This is a genomic window from Dolichospermum compactum NIES-806 (genome assembly GCF_002368115.1).
In the GTDB taxonomy this organism is placed as follows: domain Bacteria; phylum Cyanobacteriota; class Cyanobacteriia; order Cyanobacteriales; family Nostocaceae; genus Dolichospermum; species Dolichospermum compactum.
Genome location: NZ_AP018316.1, coordinates 1916535 through 1942007, shown reverse-complemented (window position 1 = coordinate 1942007; position 25473 = coordinate 1916535). Strand labels below are relative to the sequence as shown.

The following is a 25473-nucleotide window of genomic DNA, read 5'->3' as shown; positions in this document are numbered from 1 at the left end:
TTAATTTTTGCCAGAAGTTGACCAGATTATTAATTCACCTTGTTCACCACCAGCGGCTAATAATTGTCCTTGAGGATGCCAAGATAGAGTAGAAACCCCGGCTTCAGTGTCAGTAAAAATCTGTGAAACTTCCTTGTTTTCATTCCACAAACATAGCCAACCGTCAGCACCAGCAGAAGCGAGAATAAAACTTTGGGGTGCGAAAGCGATCGCATTAATAATATCCAGATGATTAGTTAATACTTGCGCCTCCCAGCCTACAGATTCATCTACCGACTTTTCCCATACTACTATGCCATCAACACTAGAAACAGCCAAAATGGGAGCATCTGTAGGAGTTTTTATCTCTGACCAAGCTAGATGACGAATTTTCCCTGGAAAACCCCGCATCACCCAAGGATCAGGATGTTCCCATTGTAAAACAGTCAGAGTCCGATCCATATTTCCAGATGCCAAATATTTACCATCATCAGACCAAGCCATTGCTGTACTAACGGTAGACAGAGGAAGGATAAATGGTTCATCATCCCAATCTTGAGTAGACCAAATTTTTATCCCTTTATATCCGTTAATAGCCAAATATTTGCCATCTTTACGCCAATCAATTCCCAAAATAGAGGAATCATTAAAGTTGAGAGTAGCCACAACTTCTGATGTGTCTGCATCCCAAATTTGCACATAACGACCCAAACTAAAAGCTAATTGTTTATCGGTATGACTCCATGCTAATTGGTCAACCCAAATCGGGGCATTTTCTAAAGTGCTAATTAATTTATTTTCGCACCAAATTTTCACTTTTCCATCTTGTCCACCAATAGCTAAATATTTACCATCGTGGGAAAAAGCTAAACAATTTACTGCTTTATCTGTCGCCGTTTGTAAACTAGTTAATTCGCCATTTTCCCATAAAACAACTTCTCCAGCAGCCGAACTAGCTGCAAGTATTTCACCGTCAGCAGACCAAGCCAAAGCAGTCACATAATCTGCAAGTTTTGTAGAATAATGTTTTGTAAATTCTGGATATTTATTAGTTGTTAAGTTCATAGTTGTGATATTTTATTTTTACAGCAATTCGCCAAGGCGGGGTTTCCCCGCCCTCCATTGTATCTAACTCATACAAGCAAAAAAGTCTGCTTTTAATTGGGCTTCATCTAAATTTCTACCAATAAATACAAGTTCATTTTTGCGAGTTTCATTTACTTTCCAAGGTCTATCCGCTTTACCATCAAATATCATGTGTACACCTTGGAAAACAAAGCGATTATCTTCATTTTCAATATTTAAAATTCCTTTCATTCTGAAAATATCTAGACCTTGATTTCTGAGTAATTCTGTCATCCAAGCATTTAATTTTTCACCATTGATCGTCCCTTCTGATACTATCGCTACAGAATAGACACTTTCATCATGGACGTGAGCATCTTCTCCTAAGAAATTAGGATCAATTTCCAAAGCATGATCTAAATCAAATGCTTTTACTCCTAATAAAGCTGACATTGCTAATTCAGAATTATGGGTGCGGTAGATTTTTGCCATTGCATTCATTGAACGAATGCGAGTTTCTAATTCATCTAAGACTTCCGGTGTTACTAAATCGGTTTTATTCAACAAAATTACATCTGCAAAAGCAATTTGTTCTTGAGCCTCGTCCGCTTCCCAATGTTGCCAAATATGTTTAGAATCAACAACTGTGACTACTGCATCTAATGACAACTGACTTTGTAAATCTTCATCAACAAAAAACGTTTGAATTACAGGTGCAGGATCTGCTAAACCGGTGGTTTCAATGACTAAATGATCAAATTTATCTCGGCGTTTCATTAAATTGCCAATAATGCGAATTAAATCACCGCGAACTGTACAACAAATACAGCCATTATTCATTTCAAAGATTTCTTCATCTGCATCAATTACCAATTGATTATCAATACCTACCTCGCCAAATTCGTTAACAATAACGGCAACTTTTTTACCGTGTTCGTAGGTAAGAATATGATTTAATAATGTGGTTTTACCCGCACCTAAATAGCCAGTCAAAACGGTTACTGGTACTGAATTGAATGTTTCTGAAATCATCATAGTCTATCCGTTTACTTATTTTAGGAACAGAGTATTAACGCAAGACGGAATGCAAAAAGTTTACAGGGTAAGTTTTACAGTTATCCGCCGTCTTGTAGTGTCCAAATAATAGCTTAGAAGTCACCAAGATTGAATGTCAAGAGAAAAATGTTTGGCTCTTAGGTACTTGTTATAAGTAATGAGACAGAATTAATTACACAATGTTATTGCGTAAGCGTTGCGTGGCGTTAGCCATATGGAACGAAGTGAAATGAAGCAATCGCCAGGGTTGTGATTGCTTCCCTTCCCTCGCAATGACTGTAAATATTTTTGTCCAATTACTTACTCAACACGGTTGGGACATGGACTTTTAAGAATTACGAAAAACCTAGATTTGTAGGGGTAAAGCATGAGCTTATTGGTGTCAACTTAACGTAAAACCCATAGCCCGCCTGGGAATAAATTCCCAGTCTCATAGCAGAAGTCATCTGAAGATGACTAAAAATCCCCATAAATCTTTGACTATTAGCCCTGATAGCGTAGCGTAAGCCATAATTCATTTCTGGGCGGGTGTGGAAGCAATGTCAACTTAACGTAAAACCCATAGCCCGCCTGGGAATGAATTCCCAGTCTCATAGCAGAAGTCATCTGAAGATGACTAAAAATCCCGATAAATCTTTGACTATTAGCCCTTTTTCTAAAATCGCTAAATCATCTAATAAAATAATTTGATAATCTTGTCCAATCTTATTAGAAATTTCTGTTTGTTTAGGGGAATTAATAGCTAGTAAACCTCTCTTGATTTCAAAATAAGTATACAACTTCAGATAAGTTATTAAATTGTTCTTTGGTTAAGTTTTGCTGAACGATATGATATAAATGTTCAACCATTTCTCTTGGATTAAGTTCTTCTTTAAACAAAGGACGTTCTTCCATTAAAATAGCCACAATTTTCTCAATTCTGTTGATCATGAATTCTTGTTGAAGTTCTGTTGATAACATAATATTTCCTCCAGGGAAATGTAAATGATATTTATGGAGGTTATCTATTGTAGCATTTTTTAGTTTTGTGATGTCTGTTTATTAGTCCAGTGTTAATTTATGAGTAATAGATTGTGTCAGATTTTGAAGTTAATTGTTTAACTATTAAGTTTTGTATATGATGCCGTTTTAGTTTAGTATAATATTGAAGTGGGTAATTTTTACCTTGTAATTACAAATAAAACAATGCCAGCAAAGGATACTTACCATGATGCCTATTCAACTGATTTTACAAAAATATCAAGTTTCACTATTAGTTATTGATATTAATCAAGAAGAGGTTATCAAATGGACAAGCTAACTCATTATCAAAACTTAATCAAACAAATTTTAACTGAATATGAAAAAATTTCATCACAAGTAATTGATCCTGATATAGATGAGGTGTTAATGTTTGATGATCAAAGAAGTCAATATCTTTGGTTTAATATTGGTTGGAAAAATGATAAACGAGTAAAAACAATTTCTGTTTATATTCGCATTAAAAATGAGAAAATTTACATTGAGGAAGATTGGACTGAAGAGGGAATAGCTACAGATTTACTAAGAGAATGTGTACCGAAAGAAGATATTGTTTTAGCTTTTTATGATCCAGAAACTCGTAAATTGACTGAGTTTGCTTTGGCTTAATTCTCTATTTAAAATGATGCGATACCTAATTATCTCATTAATGCTTGAAACCCAACTTGAATAAAATGCTTGTCAAAATTATTCACTTACATCCCTCCCTAAACTAACACTAACTTGAATCGAGAAATCTTCAGGATCATCAATTTTAATTTTGCGTAATTTAGACATTAGACTAAGTTTTTTAACAGCATTTTCTGCACCGCTTAACTGTTCAATAATTCCATAAACTTGATTAAGTTGTTCTTCTGTTAAATTTTTGAGTTTCTCTTGAATCATTTGTTTTGTAATCATAGTAACTTACCTAAAATAACTATTCTTAAGTACAATTATAGCAAATGACTCTCTAAATTTTCTGTTGCCGTACATTTTAGCATTTTTTAGTTGTGTGATGTTTGTTCATTACTCCAGTGTTAATTTCTAAGTAATAGATTGTGTCAGATAACGAGATAAATTTTCTCGTTTTTAGGATTAGGTTGCTAATTTTGCTATGATTGATGTATTGTAGACTATATGTCACAGCAAACATTCATGTCAATTATCGAATGCAAGGAACACAAATTTCTTTTTTTCCTAACGAGGATGAGCATAATCCTAGCCAAAAGCAAAAGAAGCCGAAATTAGGACGTTATGAGCGTATTCAGCGCGAACTAGATGAAGATAAATCTGATCCATATAAGATATTTACTGATGTTAGTTCCCCACCCAGTCCATTATCTAAATATACTTTTGTGGATCTGTTTTGTGGTGCTGGGGGAATCACACAAGGTTTATTTCAAGCTGGATTCACACCATTGGCTAGTGTAGAAATTAGTCCAATTGCTTCTGCTACGCACAAAAAAAATTTCCCACAATGTCATCATTTCTGTGGAGATATTGAACAATTTTCTCCCCAATATTGGCTGCAACAAATCGGCTCACCTGATGTAAATGTTGTTGTTGGTGGTCCACCATGTCAAGGATTTTCAGTAGCCGGAAAACGTGATCCAAAAGATCCTCGAAATAGATTATTTTATGAATTTGTGCGTGTTGTTTCAGAAATACGCCCTTGGTATGTAGTGATGGAAAATGTACCAGGTATTTTGACAATTCAAAGAGGGGATATAAAGACGGCAATTATTGAAGCTTTTGAGTCTATTGGTTATCCTCATATTTCTGTGGCAATTCTGGAATCTGCGGCTTATGGAGTCCCACAAATTCGACCAAGAGCTATTTTTATCGCTAATAGATTTGGAATGCCAAATCCTTATCCTCAAGCGCAATTAAACCAAGAAGAATACAAACCTATTGAATCAGCAATTTCTGATTTACCAGAATACACTCGAATATCGGAAATTAATCACGAATGGACCAAACATTCACAGGAGTATATGGAACGTCTTGCTCAAGTTCCTCCTGGTGGTTCTTTATATACAAAATATGTTGATGCTTTCAAACGACAATATCCTGGTAAACCAAGTATGACTGTGAAAGAAAATCATGGTGGTACACATATTCATCCATATTTAAATCGCGTGATTTCCGCTAGGGAAATGGCCAGATTACAAACATTTCCCGATTCGTTTATTTTTGAAGGTAGTATGAAAAAAGCGATGTGGCAAATTGGCAATGCTGTACCACCACGTTTAGCAGAGTGTATTGGTTATGCACTGATTCCTTACTTAAATGATATTGCAATTAACATAAGACAATCTGCTAATTTACCTCATTTTGATCAACCTGAGATAGTTTTTGGTTAAGTGCATTACGCCAAGTTTCAAAATCATACCAACCACAACCAATACAACCTTCCTCAGCTTCATCACCTCGCTGATGTTGGGAAGGCCAATTTTCACCTGATTTATACCAGAATTTAATACCAAAAGGTGTACCGCGTTTACCAGTTTTTATACAACGTTCACAACTTCTCGATTTTAAAAGATTATGATTTCCAGACGCATCTTTCTTGAGTAATTGAAACTTTTTCCTAATTTCGGTTTCACTCATAGAAGTTAAATGTGGAGCTTCACTTTTTCCCCAACGTTCCATTGGAAACCTATGGTCAATAACTAGCTCATGCTTCTCTCTTTGTCTCTGTTCTATTACATCTGTATATGAATAAGCCTGGAGAATTCTTTGAACTAAAGAAGCTGGTATATTAGAAGCTGAATTAGCCGATTTTATCTCTCCTGTCCAGCAATCTCCTAAACGTATTTGTTGACAAGTTGGACAAAAATTCTTTTGTGTTTCAATGACAAGACCAGGACGACTTCTTGTCCCGCGTTGTAATCCCTGAATACCTCCACCACCGGCATACTGAGTTGATCCTACGTTTTTGCCTTCGCACTCTCTACAATGCCATTTTTGATCTGATAAAAGGTTAAAGACTTGTAATTGAGTTGCTCCTTGTCTAAATTGGGCTTTAATTGTCTCGACTAAATTTTGTTGGTTTGTCACTGTATTCTATCGGCTTCAATTTCCAGATTTTTGAGCAGAACGGAAACACTAATACCTAAGCCATCTGCAAGACTTACAAGAGCAGTCAGGGAAGGATTTCTAACTCCACGTTCCACACCAGAAATGTATGTGCGGTCTAAGTTAGCGCGTAGTCCTAACTCCTCTTGTGAAATTCCTAACTCCGTTCTGCGTTGTCTGACTAGATAACCTAAAGCATCAAGAATCTTTTGTTTTGATTCATTCATGTACTGATTTTGAGCTTTTATGGACTATCAGTCTACGGACGATGTGTCACATTATTTGAAATTTATTATTTGTTATTGACATCTAATGCTATGTCTAAAAATTCATGCAATTCTTAACTAAATAATCGGACAGGGTTTGAAATTTCTTGGAGTTTATGTTTGTGAATGACAATTCTTTCCCGTTTCCTCGTTCCTAGCCTCTGACTAGGAATGCAGTTGATGAGGCTCTGCCTCAACTATCAGCACAAAATCGGGTAAAGTAGCCTGTATTCTGGGATTGGAGGCAGAGCCTCCTGGTAGGTATTCCCAGTCAGAGACTGGGAACAAGTCAAACATCCTCTTAGATAAGCAACAAAAAAATTCCCTGCCGCAAGATGGTGGATTTTTTATGGAATTGGGTTAGGTTCATTGTCAAAATTTCTTAACTCTCTGCATTCATAGACATTTGAGTCAATTTCTCTAGTAACTTGTAAATTTCTGTGCCAATTTTATTTTTTGGATAATCTGGATCATTTGGGTTACATTCACCAAGTATTTTTGCTCTGGAAATTGCTTGTTGGATATCTTCAATTATTTTTCCATTAGATGGTTGTTTACGACTTTCGTAAATGATATTCCAGAGCTTTTTACAAATTCCTGGTCTTTTTTGAATGTATTGATTTTTAATATAATCTTTTAAGCTAGTAGTGTATAGATGTTTTGGAATAGCCTCTTGCAAACTCGTTTTTAATAGATGTTCTGGAATACAATCTTGCAAACTCGTTTCTAAATCAAAAAAGTGCAGAATTAACCAAATTTCAAAGCAAGGATTACTAATGCATAATTTATATATTGGATTATCATCACACTTTTCTAATATCTGAGAAATAGTTTTTTTTCGACTATCATAATCATCTGTATCTATAATCATCCACAATTCATCATATTCTTTAAGATCGTATCTTTTCTCTAATTCTTCAGAGAATTTCAGTAAAGTTTTATGTACATATTGGGGATCTGAATTGCCAGCTTGTTCTTTTTCTCTATCTATAAACTCTACATGAATATAACTTAAACGAAAATCTTGTTCATATTGAGTGATTAAGGCATTGAAATAATTCGGTTCAGTTTTATCACCTTCCGTAGCTATTATGTATAGTTTCCATTTCCCATTTTTACCACACTTACTAGCAATATGGCTGGATCTAGCTTCATAGTCTGTATTTCTTTTTCTACCCATTTTATTTTTCCTCTCTCCATCCCAATGATTTTAAATTTTTAATAAAAGGTATTGCTCCAAATCTTCCATTAAGATATCCAGCAGCTAAATCTAGATTTTCAACGTCTGTATTAGCTAAAGAATAAAGTACAGATTGTCCATGTTTATCTTTTTCTACAAACCAAATTTCATCTTTTCTAAAAATATCCTTTATGTCTAGTAAAAAAACTTCATGGGTAGTAGCAATTAACTGACTATTTAAATTCGTGTTTTCAGTATTATTTAGAAAATAATCAAAGAGTTTTTTCATTAGTAAAGAATGTAGACTTCTTTCGATTTCATCTATGACATAAACAGCATTACCCCGCGCTAAATGTATCAGCATAGGGAATAAATCTATTAGTCTTTGGGTTCCGTCTGACTCTTCTGATATTTCAAACTTCACTTCATTATTTTCTTTGTCTAATCTTACTGGTGATAAATTGAGAACCATCAATTTATCGGTTTCATCTTTTGCTCTAGAAATAATACATTTTAATGCTGGTATAAATATTGCATTTTCCTCACCTTCCTTATAGGGAAAATCTTTCTTGATCTTATCTTTAATTTCTGAAGGTATTTTCTTATAGTCATCTAAATCAATTGTATTAGTAGTAACTTTTTTAATTCCCAAATCTAATGATTCTAAAAACTTACCCAAAGAATTTTGAACTGATTGACTAAAAAAATGTAGAAGAGGCTTGGAATCGGGAAAAATAATTGTTAAAACATCATTAAACCATTCATATATAGATTCTAGTTGTTTAACTTTCCGTTCTTGTGAGTTAGTTAAAAAAAGTAAATTTTCTCTTGTACTCGCTGCTTCATAACGGATTCTATTTTTTTCATCTTTAGAACTATTTAAAAAAACCTCATGATTAAAATTATGAAAATTAATATCTTCTCCTATTCTTTCATAAATAGGTATTTCCGTATTTACACCAATTTCAAACAACCATTCTTCATGAATTTTATGTTTATCAACTAGAAAACCATAAGCATACTGTTTATCCTGATTTCTAAACTCAAATTCAAACCTGGATGGTTTTGTATAACAGGTTTTATCTAATTTAAAATTATTAATATTTATATTTGTATTTTTTTCCACACCATCAACAATGAAATCTCTGGCAAATTTCATGGCTTTAATTAAATTAGATTTGCCAGAAGCATTAGCACCATAAATTATAGATGTTCTCAGTAATCTTATTGAATCATCAGAATCACCTTTAACTACATGATGACTATGGTTAGTATCATCGGCAGCAATCATATTAAAGTCTATTCTTTGGTTAAAGGATAAAAAATTTTCTACTGTGAATCTAATTAACATAATTATTGAAGTATCTAGTCAATTGCTTCTATCATACTTATAAAAGACTTCTAAAGTAAGATAATCTTATGAATTTTAATCCTTTATATATATCATGGATATTGCTCATCCTACAAGAGTTGGTAGTGATCCGAATCACTACCTAAAATAAATAGACTACCTATGCGAAAAACCATACTACCATTATCGCTTCTATCTATATAAATTCGTATTCGTGTATTAAAATAATTTATGCAATAACCGCAATATTTATATCCGATTTTTGCATAGTTACCAAAATTTAGTAACCTACTATACGAACTGTTATGAAAAATCACACTAACGTAACAATATCGAAACTGTTACACCACCAACCAGGAAACTACTATCAGTTATTTCCCCAAAGTGGCAAGTACAAAACCGATAAGAACACGGATACACAGTTAATTCAGTCCTGTTCCCCAAAAAAAGCCGATGATAGAAACAGCAACTACCACCGAAAAACTCAATAAATTTGAGAAATTCAAAGCCGAAAAAGACGGACTCGCAGTTAAAAACGAAATAGAAAATTTTGCCCAAATCGGTTGGGAAGCAATGGACGAAAACGACCTCAACCATCGCCTAAAATGGTTAGGTGTATTTTTCCGTCCAGTCACTCCCGGTAAATTCATGATGCGAATGCGTCTACCTAACGGCATTCTCAACAGCAATCAAATGTCTGCTTTCGCAGAAGTGGTACAGCGTTACGGTGAAAATGGCAGCGCCGATATTACCACCAGACAGAATATACAACTACGCGGGATCAATTTGGCAGATATTCCCGATATCTTTAATAAATTTCACAAAGTCGGATTAACTACTATCCAATCCGGGATGGATAACGTCCGTAATATTACAGGTGATCCTGTCGCGGGTTTGGATGCAGATGAATTTTATGATACCAGAGAATTAGTGCAGCAAATCCAAGATATGCTGACTAATAATGGTGAAGGTAATCCAGAATTTAGCAATCTTCCCCGGAAATTTAATATTGCAATTACTGGAGGAAGAGATAATTCAGTTCACGCAGAAATTAATGATTTAGCCTTTATTCCCGCTTTTTGGGGAAATGAAGATCAAGTTCCAATCTTTGGTTTTAACGTCATTGTCGGTGGTTTATTTTCCGCCAAACGTTGTGAAGCAGCAATTCCTCTGAATGTTTGGGTATTGCCCGCCCAAGTTGTATTATTATCCAAAGTCATTGTCGAGATATTTCGAGATCATGGCTTACGCGCAAATAGACTAAAAGCCCGGCTAATGTGGCTACTTGATGAATGGGGGATAGAAAAATTCCGCGCCGAAGTAGAAAAACGTTTTGGTCAATCATTATTACCCGCAGTAGATAAAGATCAAATTGACTGGGAAAAACGGGATCATGTGGGCATATATAAACAAAAACAATCTGGATTTAACTACGCAGGTTTAAATATTCCCGTGGGAAGATTGTCTGCTGATGATATGTTTGAAATTGCCCGATTGTCTGAAGTTTATGGAAGTGGAGAAATCCGGTTTACTGTTGAACAAAATATCATTATCCCGAATATTCCTGATTCCAGTTTAACAGCATTTTTCACAGAATCAGTATTAGAGAAATTTTCAGTTAATCCTGGCTTATTAATGCGATCGCTAGTATCATGTACAGGCGCACAATTTTGTAACTTTGCCTTAATAGAAACCAAAAATCGCGCCCTATCAATGATTAAATCATTGGAATCTGAATTAACTTTATCACGTCCTGTCCGAATTCATTGGACAGGATGCCCTAACTCCTGTGGACAGCCCCAAGTAGCCGATATTGGCTTAATGGGAACTAAAGTGCGTAAAAATGGCAAAATGTTGGAAGGTGTAGACATTTACATGGGTGGAACTGTTGGGAAAGATGCACATTTAGGAACTTGTGTGCAAAAAAGTATTCCCTGTGAAGAGTTACAACCAATATTACGAGATTTACTTATTCAAAACTTTGGCGCAAAACTTAAGGAAGAAGCCTTAATTTCTCATTAAATTAATCGCCAAAATCCAGAAATAAATGCAAACCAAAATTAAACCTGATTAAGAGTTTCCCATGAGCAATATTTCTCGCAGAAAATTTATTATTACCTCCAGTGTAGCAGCAGCAACTTCTATTTTAGTCCACGGTTGTTCATCTAGTAACTCTAAGTCAGCAACAACAGATACTGCTGCTTCTTCTAATACCAAACTTGCTAACAATTCCACAGTTAGTAATGCCCCCAAAGTAGAAACAACCACAGCAAAATTAGGATTTATTGCTTTAACAGATTCCGCACCTTTAATTATTGCTAAAGAAAAAGGTTTCTTTGCTAAATACGGCATGACAGATGTTGATGTCAGCAAACAAAAATCCTGGCCAGTCACTCGTGATAACTTGAAAATTGGCTCATCTGGTGGTGGTATTGATGGCGCACATATTCTTACCCCCATGCCCTATCTTTTGACCATGAATGATAAAGTGCCAATGTATCTTTTGGCGCGGTTAAATATCAATGGTCAAGCTATTTCCGTTGCTGAAAAATTCAAAGATTTGAAAGTTCGTTCACAAAGTAAATCACTGAAAGAATCAGTCAATAAAGCCAAAGCTGATAAAAAATCCATCAAAGTTGCCATGACTTTCCCGGGTGGTACTCACGATTTATGGATGCGTTATTGGTTAGCTGCTGGTGGTATTAATCCTGATCAAGATGTAATTTTGGAAGCAGTACCACCACCACAAATGGTGGCGAATATGAAGGTCGGAACTATTGATGCTTTTTGTGTAGGTGAACCTTGGAACGCTCAATTAGTCAGCCAAAAATTAGGTTATACAGCTTTATCTACAGGTGAATTATGGAATAACCATCCAGAAAAAGCTTTTGCTATGCGGAAAGATTGGGTTGATAAAAATCCCAATTCTACACAAGCATTATTAATGGCAATTATGGAAGCACAACAATGGTGTGATCAGCCAGAAAATAAAGAAGAAATGTGTAAAATCTGCGCTGATAGAAAATACTTTAATGTTGCTGTCGCTGATATTTTAGAACGGGCTAAAGGTAATATTGATTATGGTGATGGACGCAAGGAACAAAACTTTGCATATCGCATGAAGTATTGGGAAAATAATGCTTCCTATCCCTATAAGAGTCATGATACTTGGTTTTTAACTGAAGAAATTCGTTGGGGTTATTTACCTAAAGATACGAAAGTGAAGGAAGTTGTTGATCAAGTTAATAGAGAGGATTTATGGAAACAAGCTGCTAAGGCTTTGGGTGTCTCTGCTGCGGAAATTCCTACTAGTTCTTCTCGTGGTGTGGAAACATTTTTTGATGGGGTGAAGTTTGATCCTGAAAAACCAGAGGAATATTTAAAGAGTTTGCAAATTAAAAAGGTGTAATTATCGGTTGGGTTAAACGAAAGTGCAACCCAACAAAATCTATTAGATTAATTAGATTTTTAAGTCTCACGCAAAGGCGCAAAGAAGAGAAGGAAAAGAGATTTTTAATATTTTACTTAGGAGAAATCAATGGCTGCTATTGTTGGAAGTCGTAGAGTTGTTAGTAAGCAACAGAAGGCTATTAATAAGTTTTTGATCAATAAGGTTTTGCCGCCGCTGTTTGGATTATTTGTTTTTCTGGCGTTGTGGGAATTACTTTGTTTAATTCCTAGTTTTCAATTACCTGGTCCGATAGAAACAATTCGGGAAACTTGGGACCCTTTTATTCTTCATCCTTTCTTTGATAATGGTGGCAGTGATAAGGGTTTAGGTTGGCAGATATTTACCAGCTTGGGACGGGTGGCTTTAGGTTTTTCTTTAGCAGCAGTTGTCGGGGTTGTTTTAGGAATCTTAATTGGTTCTAATACTTTTCTGTATAATGCTGTAGATCCGATTTTTCAGGTATTAAGAACTATTCCACCTTTGGCTTGGTTGCCCATTTCTTTAGCTGGGTTTCAACAAGCTAATCCTTCGGCAATTTTCGTAATTTTCATTACTTCGATTTGGCCGATTTTAATTAATACCACAGTGGGTGTACAAAATATTCCCCAAGATTATGTAAATGTGGCTCGGGTTTTGCGGTTGCGTAAGGGCAAATATTTCTTGAAAATTGTTTTTCCGGCAACTGTTCCTTATATTTTTACGGGTTTAAGAATTGGCATCGGTTTATCTTGGTTGGCAATTGTTGCGGCGGAAATGTTGGTTGGTGGTGTGGGTATTGGTTCGTTTATTTGGGATGCCTATAATACGACTACTGAAACTAATATGAGTGAGATTATTATCGCCTTGGTATATGTCGGTTTGGTGGGATTAGTTTTAGATAGAATGGTGGCTTTTGTTGCCCAAAAGGTTGTAACGACAGAACAAAAATAATTCTTTGTTCGTAATTTTTTACATTACCAATTACCCATTACCATTCATAATGAATACTTTTTTAGAAATTGATCATGTAGACCGAATATTTAACCTCCCCGATGGTGGTAAATATATTGCTTTAAAAAATATTGAATTAAAAATTTCTGAAGGTGAATTTGTTTCTTTAATTGGACATTCTGGTTGTGGTAAATCCACCTTACTTAATATTATTGCTGGCTTAGATCAAGCTAGTATTGGTGGTGTAACTTTGGCAGGTCGGGAAGTCAGAGAACCAGGTCCTGATAGAATGGTGGTTTTTCAAAATTACTCCTTACTTCCTTGGTTAACTGTAAGGGAAAACATCGCCTTGGCTGTAGATGAAGTCCATCAAAATCTACCTAAAGCAGAACGTCGGGGAATAATAGAAGAACATATTGATATGGTGGGTTTACGACGGGCAACTAATAAGCGTCCTAGTGAATTATCCGGGGGCATGAAACAGCGAGTTGCGATCGCTCGTGCTTTAGCTACCCGTCCCAAGTTATTATTATTAGATGAGCCTTTTGGTGCTTTGGATGCGTTGACAAGGGGGAATTTACAAGCACAATTAATGCAAATTTGTAATGAACACAGAATTACCTGTGTGATGGTGACACATGATGTAGATGAAGCTTTATTATTGAGCGATCGCATTGTCATGTTAACCAATGGACCCGAAGCACACATTGGGCAAATTCTCGAAGTACCTATTTCCCGTCCCCGTCAACGTTTGGAAGTAGTTAATAATCCCTGTTATTACAATTTGCGGAACGAAATAATTTACTTTCTCAACCAACAAAAACAAGCAAAAAAACGCCAGAAACAACCTACTGCACCTGCTATTATTTCTAACAACAAGTTAGAAAAAGTTCATTTGGAAATTGGCTATATTCCCCTGACTCAAGCTGCACCCTTAATAATTGCCAAAGAAAAAGGTTTCTTTGCCGAATATGGTTTAGAAGTCAACCTCAACCCTGAAACTAGCTGGAAAAACATCGCTAAAGGAGTGGCCACAGGCAAACTTGATGCCGCCCAAATGGTAGCAGGAATGCCCCTAGCCCTGACATTAGGTGCAGGAGGTAAAAATCCGGTGTCAATGGTAACAGCCATGACCCTTTCCCGCAACGGTAGCGCCATTACTTTCAGCCAAGAATTATTCAACAGTGGAGTAAAAAACTTAACAGACTTTCAAGCCATTATTAAGGCTGACTTAGACAAAACCCATACTTTGGGAATTGTCCATCCCGCATCCATGCAAAACCTATTATTGCGCTATTGGTTAGCAGCAAGTGGAATTAAACCTGATGTAGATGTTAGTTTGATGGTAATTCCACCACAAGAGATGGTAACTGCCCTCCAAGAAGCAAAAATTGATGGTTACTGTGTCGGTGAACCTTGGAACTCTCACGCAGTTGATCAAAATTTGGGTTTTATTATTACTATCACCTCAGAACTTTGGCATGGACATCCAGACAAAGTATTAGGAGTAAGAGAAAATTGGGCGCTGGAAAATCCCCAAACACATCTAGCATTAGTCAAAGCCCTATTAGGGGCTTGTGAATATTGCGACGATATTCGCAACCGGGAAGAAGTTATCAAATTAATTTCTCAACCTGACTATCTTGGTAGTAATTCTCTGCATCTTCGTCCAGGTTTAATAGACAATTACAAGCATAGTAATCACAACCAACTCCAAACTTCCCATCAGTTTTATTTCAACAAAGCCAACTATCCAGATCGTCATGAAATGCTATGGATTTTAACTCAATTAGCCCGTTGGGGTTTAGTAGCTTTCCCCAAAAACTGGGTAGAAGTAATTGACAGAGTTTGCCGTCCAGATATATTTGGTGCAGCCGCACGAGAAAGAGGCATTTTAGATATTGGCAGGGAAGAAATAATTCAATTATTTGATGGCAAAGTCTTTAATCCTTCCGAACCAATAGAATATGTAAAAAGTTTGGAAATTAAACGCCAGCTTCGAGTAGAAGAAGTATTTATCTAGTCATACCAATTCTGTATAAAGATGCGCCAAATTTAAAAAGGAACGAACCGCAGAGGCGCAGAGGACACAGAGAAGAAAAAGATAAGGTTACAAAATTAAGCGTAGCCTCATCAAGAAATGGTATCAGTTTTCAATTCTCATTTGTTATTACCAATTATCCATTCCCTATTACCAAAAATATCATGACAACAGTAAACTATAATAACAAAACCCAACAATTACAAACCCAGAAAAAAGAAGACTTCTTAGTAATTGATGGTGTCAACAAAATTTACCCCACTGCTGAAGGACTATACACCGTCCTAGAGGACATTAACCTCAAAGTTAGTGAAGGTGAATTTATTTGTTTAATTGGCCATTCCGGCTGTGGAAAATCAACACTGCTCAACATGGTTTCTGGATTTAATAAACCTACCAACGGGGTCGTGTGGTTACAAGGTCAACCCATAACCGAACCCAGTCCAGACCGAATGATGGTATTTCAAAACTATTGTTTACTACCTTGGTTAAATGTTTTTGATAATGTTTATTTAGGTGTTGATTCCGTATTTCCTCACAAAAGCAAATCGGAAAAACGGGCAATAGTCAGAGAACATTTAGCAATGGTAGGACTAACAGAAGCAGCCCAAAAGAAACCCAGTCAAATATCTGGAGGAATGAAACAAAGAGTAGCTATAGCCCGTGCCTTAGCCATTCGTCCCCAACTCCTCATTTTAGATGAACCATTTGGTGCTTTAGATGCCATCACCAAAGAAGAATTACAAGAAGAACTCCTGCAAATTTGGTCAGAACATCAAATCACAGTTTTGATGATTACCCATGATATTGATGAAGCACTTTTCCTCGCAGATAAATTAGTGATGATGACAAATGGACCAGCAGCAAATATTGGCGAAATATTAGAAATACCCTTTTCTCGTCCTCGCAACCGTCGCCGGATTATGGAAAATCCAGAATATTACAACCTACGAAACTATGCCTTAGACTTCCTCTATCGTCGCTGCGCTCATGTTGAAGAGTAATTGGCATAATACGTAATTGGGAAAAGTCCCCAAAGAACCATTTGTATCTGATAAAGAAAATGAAGCCGAAATAATTAATCCTCAACCGATTTTAATAGCAGAAAAATAAATATCTCACGCAAAGGCGCAGAGACGCAAAGGCAAGAATACAAAAAACCAGAAATTAAAAATATTTCTCCTCTTATGAAATTATCTCTGAGTCCTCTGCGGTTCGTTTCTCATAAAAAATTTTGCACAATAGTGTGAAATCCCATAAATATCATGAATGAATTTACCAAAACACTTTGTCCTTATTGCGGTGTTGGTTGCGGTTTAGAAGTTTCTGCACCAGCCCAATATGGAAAAGCCACAAATCGAGATAGTGAAGGAATTCCTATTTGGCGAGTTAGGGGTGATAAATCTCATCCTTCTAGTCAAGGAATGGTATGTGTTAAAGGTGCAACTATTGCTGAATCTTTGGATAAAAGTAGATTGCATCATCCAATGGTACGCGATTCGTTAGATGCAGAATTTCGGCGTGTGAGTTGGAATGAAGCCTTTGATATTATTACCCAACGGATTCAAACATTGCGCTTGAATCAAGCCACAGATTCTATCTGTATGTATGGTTCTGGACAATTTCAAACTGAAGATTATTATATTGCTCAAAAGTTACTCAAAGGTTGTTTAGGAACTAATAATTTCGATGCTAATTCCCGGTTGTGTATGTCTAGTGCGGTATCTGGGTACATTCAAAGTTTTGGTGCTGATGGGCCTCCTTGCTGTTACGATGATTTAGAATTAACTGATTGTGCTTTTTTAATTGGTACAAATACGGCGGAATGTCATCCCATTATTTTTAATCGGTTAGCAAAATATCATAAAAAAAATCGCCATGTTAAAATGGTTGTGGTTGACCCTCGGCGTACCCCAACAGCCGAAGCAGCCGATTTACATTTAGCTATTCGTCCAGGTACAGATATTGATTTGTTAAATGGTATTGCCTATTTATTAATGAAATGGAATTATGTTGATCTAGCTTTTATTGATGATTGTACTAGCAATTTTCCGGCTTATGCGGAGGTAATTCGCCATTATTCGCCGGAGGTAGTGGCTAGTCGTTGTGGTATTACTATTGAAGATTTAGAAACCGCCGCTAAATATTGGGGAAAATCAAAATCTGTACTTTCTTTATGGTCAATGGGTGTTAATCAATCTTCTGAAGGTACGGCTAAGGTTAGAACTATTATTAATTTACATTTAATGACGGGACAAATCGGTAAACCTGGGGCTGGTCCATTTTCTTTGACTGGTCAACCTAATGCTATGGGTGGCAGAGAAGCGGGAGGTTTAGCTCATTTGTTACCGGGTTATCGCTTGGTAAAAAATGCCGAACATCGGGCAGAAGTTGAAGATTTTTGGGGTTTAGAAACAGGACAAATTTCCTCTGTTCCTGGTTTAACTGCTTGGGAAATGATCACTAGTTTGGAAACGAAAAATGTGGGTTTATTATGGATTGCTGCCACTAATCCGGCTGTGAGTATGCCAGATTTAGAAAGAACAAAAAAGGCGTTATTAAAATCTCCTTTTACTATCTATCAAGATGCTTATTACCCAACAGAAACATCAGCTTATGCTCATGTTTTATTACCTGCGGCGCAGTGGGGTGAAAAAACTGGGATTATGACTAATTCGGAAAGAAGGGTAACTCTATGTTCGGCTTTTCGTGAACCACCCAGGGAAGCAAAACCTGATTGGGAAATTTTCGCGGAAGTGGGAAGAAGATTAGGTTTTACTGATAAGTTTACTTTTAATAATTCTGCGGAAGTTTATGCTGAATTTGTCAAATTAACTCGTCAGCGTCCTTGTGATATGTCGGGTTTAAGTCATGGCTTTTTAGCCGCACAAGGTCCAACTCATTGGCCTTATTCACAGGGTGGTAATTCAGGAAATAAACGTCTATATACTAATCTACGCTTTCACACAACTGACGGACGCGCTAAGTTTGGTGCATATTATTCTAAAGGACTTGCTGAACCACCGGATGATAATTATCCTTTTATATTAACTACTGGTAGATTGTACGGTCATTGGCATACACAAACGCGAACTGGCAGAATTGAAAAAATTCGCAAACTGCACCCGCAACCGTTTATTGAGATTCATCCCCGTGATGCCGCCGCTTTGGGTATTATTGATGATCAGTGGTTAGAAGTGCGATCGCGTCGTGGTAAAACTAAGTTTCCGGCTAAAGTCACAAAAGCTATTTCCCCCGGTACTGTCTTTGTCCCCATGCACTGGGGTAAGCTATGGGCGGATGACGCAGAAGCTAACACTCTTACTCATTCAGAGGCTTGTCCTGATTCCTTGCAACCAGAATTAAAAGCCTGTGCTGTGCAATTAATCCCAATTTCTGTGAAATCTGCTGTTAAAAATTATCAATTTCAGTCTTCCCAATGGTAAGCTTTTAACAATATTCCCAAATCGGGAATTTATTACGTCATCTATTGTTAATTATCAATGGTTATGATTGTTTCTTTAGATACCTAAATTCTCCAAGAGGGATCATGATTAATTTTACAATTTAAGTAACGAACTATTACTTTTGAAAGCACTTTCTAAAACTGCAAAGTTTTTGAAATTAGAAAATATATTTATGCTTTTTGATCCTTGAGATTTATCTACAGGATTTTCGTTTTATATTCGTAATTTCCAATTTAATTTTAATCAAGGAGTATCAAATGAGAAGGTTCATTAAAAATTTTCTAGAACTTACCAGTGACAAAAGCTTCATGCACGTAATGGAAGTTATTGAGGTAATAGTTGCAAAATTATTATCTCTACTTATGGTAATAGTAATTTTTGCCACACTTGGTGATTTAGCAATATTTATTTTTCAAAAAATACTTTCTCCACAGGACGCTAGTTTTAACAAAACATTGTTTCAAACTTTCGGGTTATTTCTTAATGTATTAATTGCTTTAGAAATACTAGAAAATATTACTGGCTACCTCAAAAAGCACGTTTTACAAGTTGAATTAGTTATTGTCACTTCTTTAATTGCTATTGCCAGAAAAATTATTATTCTTGATTTAAAAGTTACTGAAGGGATAGAAATTATCGGTTTAGGTATTGCTATTCTTTCTTTATCAATTAGTTATTTGATAATTAGGAGTAGCCACCCCAAATAAAATTACTTGGCAATAATAGGTAATTTATGAAGTAAGAATTAATCAAATTTTTGCATAATAAAGGTGCGTTAATAAACGCACCCTGAAAAATATTAATTGTCAGGTTGCATTTTCCAACCTGGTTTGACCACCTGACGACTTCTAGCAATTACCAAAGAATCATCAGGGACATCTTCTGTAACTGTTGAACCTGCGGCTATGTAGACATCATTACCCACAGTAAGAGGTGCAACTAACACACTATTAGAACCGGTTTTGCTGCGATCGCCTATAATTGTCTTATGCTTCTTCACACCGTCATAATTAGCAGTGATTGTCCCCGCACCTACATTGACCTGAGTTCCGGTTGTGGTATCGCCTAAATATGATAAGTGTGCTACATTAGTGCGATCTCCTAATTGGGTATTTTTCAACTCCACAAAATTACCAATTCTACAACCTACACCCACCTCAGCATGACCACGTAAATGCGCGTAAGGTCCAATTCGAGTTTGAGATTGAATCACACTATCTGTAATTACAGAATAGAGAACCGTGACATTTTCACCCAACTCACTATTCTCAATTAAACTTCCCGGACCAATGCGACTACCAGCTTGAATCACCGTCCTTCCCCGCAAATGGGTTTGCGGTTCAATAATCACATCCGGCTGTAATTCCACCGTTTCATCAATAGTAATACTTGCCGGATCAATTAACGTCACACCTGCTAACAACCATTTTTCCTTAATCCGTTTTTGTAAAATATCATTAGCAGTTGCCAATTGTAATCTATCATTAATTCCCAAAATTTCTTGATTATCTTTCACATCTACAGCCATTACCTTACCAACTTGAGTAACAGCATCAGTTAGGTAATATTCTTTTTGAGTATTATTAGCTTGTAAATCTGGTAGAATCTTAGCCAAATCAGGCCAATGAAAACAGTAAATACCAGCATTTACCCGATCATTTTCTCTTTGGTTAGGAGTACAATCTTTATCCTCAACTATTTTTTGGACAATACCCTCACTATTCCGAAAAACCCTACCATAACCTTGAGGATTTGCTAATTGTGCAGTCAGAATAGTACAGGAATTTTGATTTTCTTGGTGAGTTTGTAAGAGGTTTTTTAAAGTTTCTGTCCGCAACAAAGGCACATCACCATTTAAAATCAATAAATCCCCCGTGTAACCCTCTAAATGGGGAAGTAATTGTTGGATAGCATGACCTGTGCCTAATTGTACAGCCTGTTCTACAAATTCCACACCATAAATAGAATCCATAGCTGTTTTTACTTCTGTGGATTGATAACCAACAATCACTAATCTCCGGGAAGGTGAAAGAGGTTCAGCACTTTCAATAACGCGTTCAACTAAAGATTTTCCACCCAAAGAATGTAAAACCTTGGGTAGATTAGATTTCATTCTTGTTCCTTTTCCAGCGGCGAGAATTGCTACAACAACCATAATTAAATATCAGTGAATTGGCGATAAATGCTTTTTTAATTTGCTTCCTTCTAGCCCAGATCATATCAGTTAATCATCACTAACTGTTGACTGTTCAGGCAAAATCTCCTGCGGTGTTGACGATCTTAACCACCTTTTGCGCCATTGTGAACTTGATTCCAATGTAGAGACTCCAATTTCCTCTTGTCGTCGCTTAAGTATCATTGCAGCGGTATCGCTTAAATTAGGATCTCGATAAGGAATAGCAGCACGAGTTAATAAATGTTCTGCTTCAGTTTGGGAAAGAGGCGACAAATAGGATATAGTTGATTCCTCACCATGTTTGGGATGTCCCGCAATCGTCCCCGGAGTCCGTCTTCCTATCGGTGGAGTCGAACTGACAACCAAACCCGCAGCTAACAACGCAGTCCGTACCGCCGCAGCACAGGAATAAGTAGCTATTAACCCATTTTGATGCAAGCATTCTGATACTTTTTGGATAAATTCCACCGTCCATAATTGTGGACATTGCGGAGGTGAAAAGGGATCAAGAAAAATTGCATCTGCTTGGAAGCCTGATTCATGTACTTGGAGAATTAAGCTTCTAGCATCACCAATTAGTAAAGTAGCTTGCAAATAATCTATGTGGATTTGATGTTCAAACGCTATTTGAGTTAAAATTTTTATATATTTGTCGTCCCAGCTATTGAATAACTGATGGCTAATTGCTGCTTGGGGGACAATGGAATTTATTTCTAAGCCAATCACCTCCACACGACAACGAGGATTTACTTGCCAAATTGTCTGTAAAGCTGCCGCTGTGTTGTATCCTAGACCATAACAAATATCTAACAGCCGCACAAATCCCGTTTCGGCTAATATTGGTAGTCGAGTCGGAATCGCAAACTTCAGCAAACTTTCCTGTTTTGCTCCATAGTGGCTGTGGAAAGCTTGATTAAATTCTGTGGAAAAAAAGGTAAAAGAACCGTCTTGTGTTTGTTGGGGTGTAAACATTTTAGGAGTCAGGAGTCAGAAGAAAGAAGAAAGAAGAAAGAAGAAAGAAGAAAGAAGAAAGAAGAAAGAAGAAAGAAGAAAGAAGAATAGTTTTCACCAATTACCCATTACCCATTACCAATTCCCAATTACCCATGAATAATCAATTTATTGTTTCTCCAGAATGGCTGGTTGAAAACCTCAGTAATTCTCAAGTTGTGATTGTTGATTGTCGGTTTTCTTTAGCTGATAGCCAATTAGGAAAACAACAGTATCAAACTAATCATATCCCAGGCTCTTATTATTTAGATTTAAATCAAGATTTATCTAGTCCTGTGCAAGAACATGGGGGCAGACATCCTTTACCAAATACCACAGAATTAGCCGAAAAATTATCAGCAATTGGGGTAAATTCCCAAAAAACTTTAGTAGTGGCTTATGATGATTCTCGCTTGGCTTTTGCATCTCGTTTATGGTGGTTATTGCGGTATTTAGGACATGAACGAGTAGCTGTTTTAGATGGTGGTTTTGACCGTTGGCAAAAAGTGGGTTATGCCGTTACAGATGTCATTCCTACTGCGGAAAGAGGAACATTTATTCCCCAATTACAAGCCGATAAAGTTGTAGATTTTACTTATGTTAAAAATCACAAAGATAGTCAAAATGTGGTTTTAATAGACTCCAGAGAAGGAGAACGTTATCGCGGAGAAAAAGAACCAATTGATAAAATTGCTGGACATATTCCCGGTGCTGTTAATTATCCTTGGCAAGAAGTAACGGACGCTTCTGGGTGCCTAATTCCCCAGTTAGAACAATCTCAACGGTGGCAAAATATAGATACAAATAAAGAAATTTTAGTTTATTGTGGTTCTGGTGTCACAGCTTGTGTAAATTTACTTTCTTTAACCATAGCTGGAGTTCCCACCGCTAAACTTTACGCCGGTAGTTGGAGTGACTGGATTAGTTATTAGTTAATTGTTGGTTGTCCGTTGTCAGCTACGTTAGATTAAATCTAGGCAATCTGACTATATGTAGTTCAATAGCCTATTTTTAGTTAAAAAAGTAGAAATTTATGACTTTTGATTACGACCTATTTGTGATTGGTGCTGGTTCTGGGGGTTTGGCTGCTTCTAAACGGGCGGCTAGTTATGGTGCAAAAGTGGCGATCGCCGAATATGATTTAGTTGGTGGTACTTGCGTAATTCGTGGCTGTGTCCCCAAAAAACTCATGGTTTACGGTTCTCATTTTCCTGCCCAATTCCAAGAAGCCGCAGGTTATGGTTGGACTGTAGGAGATGTAAAATTTGACTGGGAACATTTCATCACATCCATAGATAAAGAAGTTAACAGACTATCAGCACTTCACATCAGCTTTTTAGAAAAAGCCGGCGTAGAATTAATTTCCGGTCGTGCTACCTTCATAGACTCCCACACCGTCGAAGTAAATGGCAAAAAATATACAGCCGATAAGATCTTAATTGCTGTCGGTGGTCGTCCCATTAAACCAGACATACCAGGTATAGAACACGCCATTACTTCTAATGAAATCTTTCACCTGAAAACTCAACCCAAACATATCGCTATTATTGGTTCTGGTTATATCGGTAGTGAATTTGCCTGTATCATGCGCGGTTTGGGTTCAGAAGTCACGCAAATTATCCGCAAAGAGCAAATTTTGAATGGTTTTGATCAGGATATTTGCACCAGTATCCAAGAGGGAATGACTAATCATGGCATTCGCATTGTTGCAAATACTGAGGTGACAGCCATAGAAAAAGTGGACGCAGGACTGAAATTAACTTTATCTGGAGACAATCAAGAACCAATCATTGCTGATGTATTGTTAGTAGCAACTGGTCGCAGTCCCAATATTGAAGAGTTAGGCTTAGAAAATGCCCAACTTGATTGTGTTCCCAGTTCTGAAGAAGAACCAGGATACAGCACCTCAAATGCAATTCCCGTCAATGAATATAGTCAAACTTGCCAACCCCATATTTATGCTGTTGGTGATGTCACAGACCGCCTAAATTTAACCCCCGTCGCCATTGGTGAAGGACGCGCTTTTGCTGATACTGAATTTGGCAAAAATCCCCGCGAATTTAGTCACGCAACCGTTGCCACAGCCGTATTTACCACTCCAGAAGGGGCAACAGTCGGCTTAACAGAAGCCCAAGCTAGGGACAAATTCGGTGATGACAACATCAAAATTTATCGTACCAGCTTCCGCCCCATGTACTACACTTTGGCAGGTAAGCAAGAAAAAACCATGATGAAGCTAATAGTAGATACTAGCACTGATAAAATTCTAGGCGCTCACATGGTGGGAGATAGCGCCGCAGAAATTATTCAAGGTGTCGCTATTGCAGTAAAAATGGGTGCAACCAAAGCTGATTTTGATGCCACTGTAGGTATTCATCCTTCCGCAGCAGAGGAATTTGTCACTATGAGATAATTGTATTTGGTAGGGGTTTAGCTCATGCTTTACCCTTACAGAGTCCAATATTTCCATAGTTTGGAGATATTTTACAGTAGTCGAAAATTTTGAATAGAGTTGAGGAAGATTATAGGACTTACGCACGCTCACTAACTTACCATCATATGAATGAACGAAATTGCGTCGTTTTCGGCTTTGGGAATAACTTATTGAGTAGGGTGCGTCAGATAGAGGAAATCTGTTTTTTACCAAATTATTGGGTCTGACGCACCCTACAAGAGATAAAATCCACATTACATATTTAGAAAACTTTGTCAATGCGTAAGCCCTAGATTATTTACTTGGGAAGGATCGTTAATTCTGTTAACCCAACCATTGAAGAGTTATTGAACCGTGATAATTGTGACAGCCACCTGATGTTTTGCCGTGTTAGTGATCAGCTGGGGATGATTATAGAGAATTAGTGAAACACAATCTGTATCGAGAATATATAAATCAACCATCACTAACTTCTATAGATAATAGGAAGGATCAATTTCTGAGTCATCATCTATAGTGCGTTCTGCGCGAATTGACTCTATAACGGCTGCAAAATCTGTATCATCTTTAAAGACACCAGCAAATTTCACCCAAGCTGGTTCTGAAGTGTTAATTGGTACTTTCCATGATACCGCTTCTATATTTTTTAATCTTTCTAAAAATGTAGCTTGAATTTGGGCGATCGCTGTTTCTCTTGTATCTGCTTGTACTCGACAGTCGGGAAATTCTCTAATAGATGCCACAATTTTTCCAGATGTGAGCGATTCTAGCAGAAGTGACACATTGAGGTTGGTAAATACATCAGATTCGGCTAACTCTAAGTTGATCATCTTAAATTTTTTGATAGATGAACTATAGGTTTCCAATTGACTATATCATTAATTATGCGATTCCTACGGAGCGCTTCGCTATCGCTTAATTTAAGATCAAGAGCAATTACTGTGGTAGTTGCATAATTTATATGCTTGCTATACTATAAATTGCGTAAATTATACTTAATCACAACT

Annotated in this window: 23 protein-coding genes; 11 read left to right on the top strand and 12 right to left on the bottom strand. The window is 36.7% G+C overall.

The window, feature by feature from the left end:
* The 4 genes from CA730_RS09355 to CA730_RS09340 all read right to left on the bottom strand — a co-directional run bounded on the left by CA730_RS09355 (position 1) and on the right by CA730_RS09340 (position 3060).
* Complete coding sequence (locus CA730_RS09355) at positions 1 to 1044, bottom strand: WD40 repeat domain-containing protein (protein ID WP_039201135.1); 1044 nt, start codon at positions 1042 to 1044, stop codon at positions 1 to 3.
* A 63-nt stretch (positions 1045 to 1107) separates the two neighbouring features.
* Complete coding sequence (locus tag CA730_RS09350) at positions 1108 to 2079, bottom strand: CobW family GTP-binding protein (RefSeq protein ID WP_039201136.1); 972 nt, start codon at positions 2077 to 2079, stop codon at positions 1108 to 1110.
* A gap of 623 nt (positions 2080 to 2702) precedes the next feature.
* Positions 2703 to 2879 carry a PIN domain-containing protein gene (locus tag CA730_RS09345; protein ID WP_197705515.1) on the bottom strand — a complete coding sequence of 59 codons (177 nt, stop codon included), beginning with the start codon at positions 2877 to 2879 and terminating at the stop codon, positions 2703 to 2705.
* Entirely contained in the window at positions 2863 to 3060 is a 198-nt protein-coding gene (locus CA730_RS09340) for a hypothetical protein (RefSeq protein ID WP_051424197.1), read from the bottom strand. The genes CA730_RS09345 and CA730_RS09340 overlap by 17 nt, the downstream gene beginning before the upstream one ends.
* Positions 3061 to 3387: 327 nt before the next feature.
* On the opposite strand from CA730_RS09340, the gene CA730_RS09330 reads away from it, so the two are divergent.
* The gene (locus tag CA730_RS09330; RefSeq protein ID WP_096666648.1) at positions 3388 to 3729 is read left to right on the top strand and encodes a XisI protein; all 342 of its coding nucleotides are present in this window, start codon (positions 3388 to 3390) and stop codon (positions 3727 to 3729) included.
* A 78-nt stretch (positions 3730 to 3807) separates the two neighbouring features.
* Here the strand turns inward: CA730_RS09330 and CA730_RS09325 are convergent, their stop codons facing one another.
* Complete coding sequence (locus CA730_RS09325) at positions 3808 to 4020, bottom strand: hypothetical protein (RefSeq protein WP_096666645.1); 213 nt, start codon at positions 4018 to 4020, stop codon at positions 3808 to 3810.
* Between the two features lie 251 nt (positions 4021 to 4271).
* Between CA730_RS09325 and CA730_RS09320 the strand changes: the two genes are divergently transcribed.
* On the top strand, positions 4272 to 5465 hold the full coding sequence (locus tag CA730_RS09320) for a DNA cytosine methyltransferase (RefSeq protein WP_053539155.1): 1194 nt from the start codon (positions 4272 to 4274) through the stop codon (positions 5463 to 5465).
* Here CA730_RS09320 and CA730_RS09315 read toward each other — a convergent pair.
* From CA730_RS09315 to CA730_RS09300, 4 genes are all read right to left on the bottom strand, one after another.
* Positions 5422 to 6162, bottom strand: coding sequence for a restriction endonuclease (locus CA730_RS09315; RefSeq protein WP_096666642.1), 741 nt, complete (start codon positions 6160 to 6162; stop codon positions 5422 to 5424). The genes CA730_RS09320 and CA730_RS09315 overlap by 44 nt on opposite strands.
* Positions 6159 to 6407 (bottom strand): helix-turn-helix domain-containing protein, encoded by a 249-nt coding sequence (locus CA730_RS09310; RefSeq protein ID WP_096666639.1) that lies wholly within the window; start codon positions 6405 to 6407, stop codon positions 6159 to 6161. The genes CA730_RS09315 and CA730_RS09310 overlap by 4 nt, the downstream gene beginning before the upstream one ends.
* A gap of 421 nt (positions 6408 to 6828) precedes the next feature.
* Positions 6829 to 7626 (bottom strand): RloB family protein, encoded by a 798-nt coding sequence (locus CA730_RS09305; protein WP_096666636.1) that lies wholly within the window; start codon positions 7624 to 7626, stop codon positions 6829 to 6831.
* A 1-nt stretch (position 7627) separates the two neighbouring features.
* A complete protein-coding gene (locus tag CA730_RS09300; RefSeq protein WP_157749944.1) occupies positions 7628 to 8917 on the bottom strand; it encodes an AAA family ATPase in 1290 nt (429 codons plus the stop codon).
* Between the two features lie 513 nt (positions 8918 to 9430).
* Between CA730_RS09300 and CA730_RS09295 the strand changes: the two genes are divergently transcribed.
* The 7 genes from CA730_RS09295 to CA730_RS09265 all read left to right on the top strand — a co-directional run bounded on the left by CA730_RS09295 (position 9431) and on the right by CA730_RS09265 (position 19573).
* Positions 9431 to 10999 (top strand): ferredoxin--nitrite reductase, encoded by a 1569-nt coding sequence (locus tag CA730_RS09295; RefSeq protein ID WP_096666630.1) that lies wholly within the window; start codon positions 9431 to 9433, stop codon positions 10997 to 10999.
* A 61-nt stretch (positions 11000 to 11060) separates the two neighbouring features.
* Entirely contained in the window at positions 11061 to 12386 is a 1326-nt protein-coding gene (locus CA730_RS09290) for a CmpA/NrtA family ABC transporter substrate-binding protein (protein ID WP_096666627.1), read from the top strand.
* Positions 12387 to 12515: 129 nt separating this feature from the next.
* On the top strand, positions 12516 to 13358 hold the full coding sequence (gene ntrB, locus CA730_RS09285; protein ID WP_096666624.1) for a nitrate ABC transporter permease: 843 nt from the start codon (positions 12516 to 12518) through the stop codon (positions 13356 to 13358).
* A gap of 49 nt (positions 13359 to 13407) precedes the next feature.
* On the top strand, positions 13408 to 15381 hold the full coding sequence (locus CA730_RS09280; RefSeq protein WP_096666621.1) for an ABC transporter ATP-binding/substrate-binding protein: 1974 nt from the start codon (positions 13408 to 13410) through the stop codon (positions 15379 to 15381).
* Positions 15382 to 15563: 182 nt separating this feature from the next.
* Positions 15564 to 16403: a nitrate ABC transporter ATP-binding protein gene (locus CA730_RS09275; protein ID WP_096666618.1), complete on the top strand. Its 840-nt coding sequence runs from the start codon at positions 15564 to 15566 to the stop codon at positions 16401 to 16403.
* A gap of 261 nt (positions 16404 to 16664) precedes the next feature.
* A complete protein-coding gene (locus CA730_RS09270; protein WP_096666614.1) occupies positions 16665 to 18845 on the top strand; it encodes a molybdopterin oxidoreductase family protein in 2181 nt (726 codons plus the stop codon).
* 278 nt (positions 18846 to 19123) lie between these two features.
* Complete coding sequence (locus tag CA730_RS09265; protein WP_096666611.1) at positions 19124 to 19573, top strand: phosphate-starvation-inducible PsiE family protein; 450 nt, start codon at positions 19124 to 19126, stop codon at positions 19571 to 19573.
* 92 nt (positions 19574 to 19665) lie between these two features.
* Here CA730_RS09265 and glmU read toward each other — a convergent pair whose 3' ends face one another.
* Positions 19666 to 21021 (bottom strand): bifunctional UDP-N-acetylglucosamine diphosphorylase/glucosamine-1-phosphate N-acetyltransferase GlmU, encoded by a 1356-nt coding sequence (gene glmU, locus CA730_RS09260; protein ID WP_096666608.1) that lies wholly within the window; start codon positions 21019 to 21021, stop codon positions 19666 to 19668.
* A gap of 69 nt (positions 21022 to 21090) precedes the next feature.
* Positions 21091 to 22014, bottom strand: coding sequence for a tRNA (5-methylaminomethyl-2-thiouridine)(34)-methyltransferase MnmD (locus CA730_RS09255; protein ID WP_096666605.1), 924 nt, complete (start codon positions 22012 to 22014; stop codon positions 21091 to 21093).
* A gap of 134 nt (positions 22015 to 22148) precedes the next feature.
* Here CA730_RS09255 and CA730_RS09250 point away from each other — a divergent pair, with 134 nt between their 5' ends.
* Together CA730_RS09250 and gor are read left to right on the top strand one after the other, a co-directional pair.
* Positions 22149 to 22964, top strand: coding sequence for a sulfurtransferase (locus tag CA730_RS09250; protein ID WP_096666602.1), 816 nt, complete (start codon positions 22149 to 22151; stop codon positions 22962 to 22964).
* A 101-nt stretch (positions 22965 to 23065) separates the two neighbouring features.
* Positions 23066 to 24445, top strand: coding sequence for a glutathione-disulfide reductase (gor, locus tag CA730_RS09245; protein ID WP_096666599.1), 1380 nt, complete (start codon positions 23066 to 23068; stop codon positions 24443 to 24445).
* Positions 24446 to 24939: 494 nt separating this feature from the next.
* Here the strand turns inward: gor and CA730_RS09240 are convergent, their stop codons facing one another.
* On the bottom strand, positions 24940 to 25296 hold the full coding sequence (locus CA730_RS09240) for a hypothetical protein (protein WP_096666596.1): 357 nt from the start codon (positions 25294 to 25296) through the stop codon (positions 24940 to 24942).
* Positions 25297 to 25473 lie beyond the last annotated feature (177 nt).

Excerpts from the sequence above, each read along its gene's own strand:
- CA730_RS09355 (WP_039201135.1), bottom strand. The coding sequence starts at position 1,044 with ATGAACTTAACAACTAATAAATATCCAGAATTTACAAAACATTATTCT.
- CA730_RS09350 (WP_039201136.1), bottom strand. The coding sequence starts at position 2,079 with ATGATGATTTCAGAAACATTCAATTCAGTACCAGTAACCGTTTTGACT.
- CA730_RS09340 (WP_051424197.1), bottom strand. The coding sequence starts at position 3,060 with ATGTTATCAACAGAACTTCAACAAGAATTCATGATCAACAGAATTGAG.
- CA730_RS09330 (WP_096666648.1), top strand. The coding sequence starts at position 3,388 with ATGGACAAGCTAACTCATTATCAAAACTTAATCAAACAAATTTTAACT.
- CA730_RS09325 (WP_096666645.1), bottom strand. The coding sequence starts at position 4,020 with ATGATTACAAAACAAATGATTCAAGAGAAACTCAAAAATTTAACAGAA.
- CA730_RS09320 (WP_053539155.1), top strand. The coding sequence starts at position 4,272 with ATGCAAGGAACACAAATTTCTTTTTTTCCTAACGAGGATGAGCATAAT.
- CA730_RS09310 (WP_096666639.1), bottom strand. The coding sequence starts at position 6,407 with ATGAATGAATCAAAACAAAAGATTCTTGATGCTTTAGGTTATCTAGTC.
- CA730_RS09305 (WP_096666636.1), bottom strand. The coding sequence starts at position 7,626 with ATGGGTAGAAAAAGAAATACAGACTATGAAGCTAGATCCAGCCATATT.
- CA730_RS09300 (WP_157749944.1), bottom strand. The coding sequence starts at position 8,917 with ATGATTGCTGCCGATGATACTAACCATAGTCATCATGTAGTTAAAGGT.
- CA730_RS09295 (WP_096666630.1), top strand. The coding sequence starts at position 9,431 with ATGATAGAAACAGCAACTACCACCGAAAAACTCAATAAATTTGAGAAA.
- CA730_RS09290 (WP_096666627.1), top strand. The coding sequence starts at position 11,061 with ATGAGCAATATTTCTCGCAGAAAATTTATTATTACCTCCAGTGTAGCA.
- ntrB (WP_096666624.1), top strand. The coding sequence starts at position 12,516 with ATGGCTGCTATTGTTGGAAGTCGTAGAGTTGTTAGTAAGCAACAGAAG.
- CA730_RS09280 (WP_096666621.1), top strand. The coding sequence starts at position 13,408 with ATGAATACTTTTTTAGAAATTGATCATGTAGACCGAATATTTAACCTC.
- CA730_RS09275 (WP_096666618.1), top strand. The coding sequence starts at position 15,564 with ATGACAACAGTAAACTATAATAACAAAACCCAACAATTACAAACCCAG.
- CA730_RS09270 (WP_096666614.1), top strand. The coding sequence starts at position 16,665 with ATGAATGAATTTACCAAAACACTTTGTCCTTATTGCGGTGTTGGTTGC.
- CA730_RS09265 (WP_096666611.1), top strand. The coding sequence starts at position 19,124 with ATGAGAAGGTTCATTAAAAATTTTCTAGAACTTACCAGTGACAAAAGC.
- glmU (WP_096666608.1), bottom strand. The coding sequence starts at position 21,021 with ATGGTTGTTGTAGCAATTCTCGCCGCTGGAAAAGGAACAAGAATGAAA.
- CA730_RS09255 (WP_096666605.1), bottom strand. The coding sequence starts at position 22,014 with ATGTTTACACCCCAACAAACACAAGACGGTTCTTTTACCTTTTTTTCC.
- CA730_RS09250 (WP_096666602.1), top strand. The coding sequence starts at position 22,149 with ATGAATAATCAATTTATTGTTTCTCCAGAATGGCTGGTTGAAAACCTC.
- gor (WP_096666599.1), top strand. The coding sequence starts at position 23,066 with ATGACTTTTGATTACGACCTATTTGTGATTGGTGCTGGTTCTGGGGGT.
- CA730_RS09240 (WP_096666596.1), bottom strand. The coding sequence starts at position 25,296 with ATGATCAACTTAGAGTTAGCCGAATCTGATGTATTTACCAACCTCAAT.